The sequence below is a fragment of the Streptomyces sp. UNOC14_S4 genome (genome assembly GCF_020740835.1).
Classification (GTDB): Bacteria; Actinomycetota; Actinomycetes; order Streptomycetales; family Streptomycetaceae; genus Streptomyces.
This window is the reverse complement of record NZ_JAINFC010000918.1, coordinates 1-1,372: the sequence shown is the minus strand read 5'-3', so window position 1 is coordinate 1,372 and position 1,372 is coordinate 1. Positions and strand designations below refer to the sequence as shown.

Below are 1,372 nucleotides of genomic sequence, written 5' to 3'. Positions count from 1 at the left end.
CGCCCAGGCGATGGAGACGGCCGCCCGCATCGGGGCGCTGCTGGCCGCCGAGGCCCGGGCGGGCGCGGAGCTGGGCGAGCTGCTCCGGGAGCTCCTGACCGGGCGGCCCGCGGGCCGGGACGCGGCCCGGGCCGCCCTGCGGGAGGCGCTGGGCCAGGCGGGCGACGGGCCGCTGGCGGTCGTCGCCGTGGCCCCGTGGCGTACGGCGGGCGAGGGCGACTCCGAGGAGCAGGGCGCGGACGGCTCCACCGGGACACTGGCCGGGCAGTCAGGAGTGGCCGCGCTGTGCTCCGTACCGAACGCGCTGCCGGACGGCGCGGCGGCCCTGGCGGCGCTGATCCGGCTGCGGGCCACGTCCTCCCCCGCGGCCGCGCGCGCGACCGCCGACCGCCTGCTGCGGTCGCCCCGCGCGGGCGGTTCGGGCGCACGGCCCATACGGGCGACCGCCGGCCTCGGCACCCCGCGACGCGGTCTCGCGGAGCTGCCCGCGGCGTGGCGGGAGGCGCTGGCCGCGGCGCGGGCGGCGGGCGCGGAGGCCCGGCTGGGGCCGGTGGCGGAGTGGGCGGCCATCGGGCCGTACCGCGTACTGTCCGCGCTGCCCGCGGAGGCCGCGGCGGACCCGTCGGTCCTCCCCCTCCTGGCCCCGGCACATACGGAACTGGCCCGCACCGCCGAGGTGTTCCTCGACTGCGCGGGCCAGGCGGGCCGCACGGCCGCCGCGCTCGGCATCCATCGCCAGACGCTCTACTACCGCCTGTCCCGCGTGGAACAGCTCACCGGCCTGGACCTGGACGACGGCGAGGGCCGCCTGCTGCTGCACATGGCCCTGAAGGCGGGCCGTCTCTGATCCGCGGGGGCTCAGTCCTCGTCGACGGAGATCGCCCGGGAGGGACAGGCCCGAGCCGCCTCGGACACACGGGGGTCGCCCGAGCCGTCCTCCTTCCCGGGGATGACCAGGCCGAAGCCGTCGTCGTCCTGGGAGAAGACGCCGGGCGCGGTGGCAGCGCACTGGCCGGACCCGACGCACAGGTCGGAGTCGATACTGACGCGCGTGATGCTCATGGCACCTCCGGTGGGGTGGTAGGGGATCCGGGCATACCCCCTACAACGACCGAAACCACCCTCGGTAGCGGGGTGGCTGCGCCGGGGCCGCGCCGCTGGGCCCCTGCGCCCACCGGGGTGCCACTTGCGCTCCGCGCGGGGGTGCGCCCCCGGTGGGGGCTGGTCGCGCCGTTCCCCGCGCCCCTAAAAGCCGCCCACGAGCTCGGCCGCCCCTGCCTGTCCGGCGGCTGCGGATCATCGCTGGTTGCTCGCGCAGTTCCCCGCGCCCCTGATGGGGCGCGCCCAGTCCTGCGGAGAGCCGACAAGCGAC

Annotated in this window: 2 protein-coding genes; one reads left to right on the top strand and one right to left on the bottom strand. The window is 78.2% G+C overall.

Features of this window, described 5'->3' with window-relative positions; translation table 11 throughout:
• A partial coding sequence (locus tag K6I34_RS37015; protein ID WP_229332398.1) for a CdaR family transcriptional regulator occupies nucleotides 1-847 on the top strand: 847 nt, incomplete at its 5' end.
• Nucleotides 848-858: 11 nt separating this feature from the next.
• On the opposite strand, the gene K6I34_RS37010 is transcribed toward K6I34_RS37015, so the two are convergent.
• On the bottom strand, nucleotides 859-1,062 hold the full coding sequence (locus tag K6I34_RS37010; protein ID WP_229332397.1) for a ferredoxin: 204 nt from the start codon (nucleotides 1,060-1,062) through the stop codon (nucleotides 859-861).
• Nucleotides 1,063-1,372 lie beyond the last annotated feature (310 nt).

Excerpts from the sequence above, each read along its gene's own strand:
- K6I34_RS37010 (WP_229332397.1), bottom strand. The coding sequence starts at position 1,062 with ATGAGCATCACGCGCGTCAGTATCGACTCCGACCTGTGCGTCGGGTCC.